The organism is Caulobacter sp. D5, assembly GCF_003185805.1.
GTDB lineage: Bacteria > Pseudomonadota > Alphaproteobacteria > Caulobacterales > Caulobacteraceae > Caulobacter.
Map to the genome: position 1 here is coordinate 1 of NZ_QHJY01000393.1, position 2,914 is coordinate 2,914.

The 2,914-nt window shown below is 71.5% G+C and carries 3 protein-coding genes; 1 reads left to right on the forward strand and 2 read right to left on the reverse strand.

The genetic code is table 11. From position 1 onward, the window contains the following. Window positions 1-217 precede the first annotated feature (217 nt). Both DMC18_RS21805 and DMC18_RS21810 read right to left on the reverse strand, forming a co-directional pair. Window positions 218-880, reverse strand: a complete 663-nt coding sequence (locus DMC18_RS21805; protein WP_110120998.1) for an aspartate/glutamate racemase family protein — start codon at window positions 878-880, stop codon at window positions 218-220. Between the two features lie 9 nt (window positions 881-889). After that, window positions 890-1,891 (reverse strand): D-cysteine desulfhydrase, encoded by a 1,002-nt coding sequence (locus DMC18_RS21810; protein WP_110120999.1) that lies wholly within the window; start codon window positions 1,889-1,891, stop codon window positions 890-892. 225 nt (window positions 1,892-2,116) lie between these two features. On the opposite strand from DMC18_RS21810, the gene DMC18_RS21815 reads away from it, so the two are divergent. Then, complete coding sequence (locus tag DMC18_RS21815; protein ID WP_370444037.1) at window positions 2,117-2,719, forward strand: tetratricopeptide repeat protein; 603 nt, start codon at window positions 2,117-2,119, stop codon at window positions 2,717-2,719. The last annotated feature ends 195 nt before the right edge of the window (window positions 2,720-2,914 follow it).

The window sequence follows — 2,914 nt, forward strand, 5'->3', positions numbered from 1 at the left end:
TCCGGGCTCCGCCCGGCCGCTCCGCGCCTCCCCATCAACTTTCGTGGATCGCCACGGGAGATCGCGAGCCCATGCCCCAAGACCCTCCCCCTGAAGGGGGAGGTGGCCCGAAGGGCCGGAGGGGGAAGTCCCTGCTGACGTCGAGACGGCTGCGGCCTCACAGGCCGCTCCCCCCTCCGTCGGCTTCGCCGACACCTCCCCCTTCGGGGGGAGGGTCTTACCTGCAAATCGCCACGCACCGCTGCGCCAGCGCCTGCGTGGCGTCCACGAAAGGCGCGGTCAGATCGTCCTGCCCCATCACCAGCGGAACCTCGGTGCAGCCGGCAACCACGGCCTGGGCGCCCAGCCCGATCAGCCGGTGGGCCAGGGCCGCCATGGTCTGGCGCGAGGCGTCCGAGAGGTCGCCGCGCTTTATCCGATAGAGCAGGGCCATGAACTCGACCTGCTCGTGGTCGCCCAGGCTCACCGCCTCCAGCCCCAGGTGCGAGAGGCGGTCGCGATAGATGGAAAGCGCCGAGCCGGTGCCCAGCACGCCGATCCGCGTCGCGCCGTGAACCCGCGCCGCCTCGACCGCCGTCTCGGGCAGGTCGATCAGCGGCAGGCCGCTGGCCTTCACCTGCTCGGCGAAGGCGTGGGCGGTGTTGCAGGCGATGGCCAGCACTTCGGCTCCCGCATCGCGCAGCCCCGCCGCCATGGCCGCCAGCACCGGCCCGGCCGCATCGCCGTCGGTGTTGCGGTCGGGAACCTTGGGATTGATGTCGACCAGCACCCGGATGTGGTCCTGCTCGCGGACCACCGGCGTAGCCGCCTGCAGCTTGGCCAGGAAGTCGAGGGTGGCGGCCGGACCCATGCCGCCCAGCACGCCGAGGACCTTGCTCATCGCGATCTCCTAACCGAGCGCCGGCTCCAGCACCGACTGGTAGCCGAACAGGCCCTGCGCCCCGCCGGTATGCAGGAACACCACGCGCTGGTTCTTGAACGCGCCCTTGCGGGCTTGATCGATCAGCCCCTTCATCGCCTTGCCCGAATAGACCGGGTCCAGCAGCAGCCCTTCCGTCCGCGCCGCCAGGGCGAGGGCGTCGACCACCCCCTGGTCGACCAGGCCATAGCCCTCGCCGACATAGTCGCAGTCGGCGACCACGGCCTCGCGCCTCACCCGACCCGCCGCGCCGATCGTCTGCGCCGTGGCGACCGCCAGGTTGAAGACGTTCTCCTCCTGCTTGGCTTTCGGCGCCCGCACCCCGAAGCCGAGGATCGGGATGTCGACCGACAGGGCCGAAAAGCCCGCAACCAGGCCCGCATGGGTGCCGGCGCTGCCGGTGGCGGTGACCAGCCGGTCGATCTTCAAATCAAGGCCGTCGGCCTGCACCACCAGTTCGCGGGCGCAGTCGACATAGCCCAGGGCCCCGATCGTGTTCGACCCGCCGCCGGGGATCACATAGGGCCTGCCGCCGCGCCGGCGGACGATCTCGGCGGTCGCCTCCAGCTCCTCGTTCATGTCGGTCCCGCCGGGCACGAAGCGGATCGAAGCGCCCATCAGCCTGTCGAGCAGCACATTGCCATTGCCGACATAGTCGCTGGCCTTCGAGCCCGTGCGTTCCTCGAGGATGACCTCGGTGGCGAGGCCGTAGCGGGCGCCGGCCGCGATCGTCTGGCGCACGTGGTTGGACTGCACGGCGCCCTGCGTCACCAGGGTGTCGGCGCCGAGCGCCAGGGCCTCGCCGAGCAGGAATTCCAGCTTGCGGGTCTTGTTGCCGCCGCCGGCCAGGCCCGTGCAGTCGTCGCGCTTGACCCAGAGATCGATCCCCAGTTCCGCCCCCAGCCGCGGCAGCGGCTCCAGCGGCGTCGGCAGGTGGGCGAAGCGGGCGCGGGGAAAGCGGGCCAGGTGCATGCGAACCTCCTATCCGGCCGCTTGGAGATAGGCCGCGCCGCGCGGGCTGGCAAAGCGTTTCGCGGCGTTTTGGCGGGTCTTCGGAAGCCGGTGGTGCTATGCTGGCGCTCGCCGGCCGGCCTCGACGCCGCCCGGCTCGAAAAGCCCGTCCCCGCGCGTCCGCGGCTTGGGTTCTCCCATCCCCGCGGGCCTGCCGGAAGGCCGGGTGAACGTTGGGAGAAACGCATGGAAGCCAAGACCATTCCGTCTCGGCCGCGCGCTCGCGGCTGGATAATGGGCGTCGCCGCCCTGGCCCTCATCGCCCCAGTCCTTATCGTACCTGTCGGCGGGGCGAGCGCCTCGGTCCTGATCATCGGCGGGGGCATGGCCAAGGACTGCTCCGAGGCCGTCATCAAGGGCCGCTCCGACGACCCGACGCTGCGCCTGTGCACCACGGCCCTCGAGGTCGAGAGCCTGAAGGCCGGCGACCGGGCCCGCACCTTCGTCAATCGCGGGGTGATCCAGCTGCGCCGCAAGGCCTATGTCCTGGCCCGCGAGGACTTCGACGCCGCCGGCCGCATCGACCCGAGCCTGGGCGAGGCCTATGTCAATCGCGGCGCGGCCTATGTCGCCGAGGAGCGGTTCGCCGACGGCCTGGCCGAGATCGACCGGGGCCTGGCCCTGGGCGTCAAGGATCCGGAGCGGGCCTTCTACAATCGCGGCCTAGCCCACGAGAACCTGGGCGACCTGCCCGCCGCCTATCGCGACTACAGCCGCGCGGCCGAACTCGATCCCACCTGGGCGGCGCCGAAGGCCGAGCTGGCGCGTTTCACCGTCCAGAGCCGATGACGACAGCGACGGAGACGGCATGAGGCGAAGGTCTGGAAGGATCCTCCTGGCGGCGGGAATGGCGCTCTCGGCGCTCGCCTGGGCGGCGGGGGCCGCTGCTCAGGCCGATCCGGGCCTGCTGCGCGAGCGGCAGGCCGCCCGGATGGAGGCCGACAGCCTGCGCCAGGACCAGCTGGCCGCGGCACGCCGCGCCCA

Bases quoted from the DNA above. Each gene is read 5' to 3' on its own strand.
- DMC18_RS21805 (WP_110120998.1), bottom strand. From the start codon at position 880: ATGAGCAAGGTCCTCGGCGTGCTGGGCGGCATGGGTCCGGCCGCCACC.
- DMC18_RS21810 (WP_110120999.1), bottom strand. From the start codon at position 1,891: ATGCACCTGGCCCGCTTTCCCCGCGCCCGCTTCGCCCACCTGCCGACG.
- DMC18_RS21815 (WP_370444037.1), top strand. From the start codon at position 2,117: ATGGAAGCCAAGACCATTCCGTCTCGGCCGCGCGCTCGCGGCTGGATA.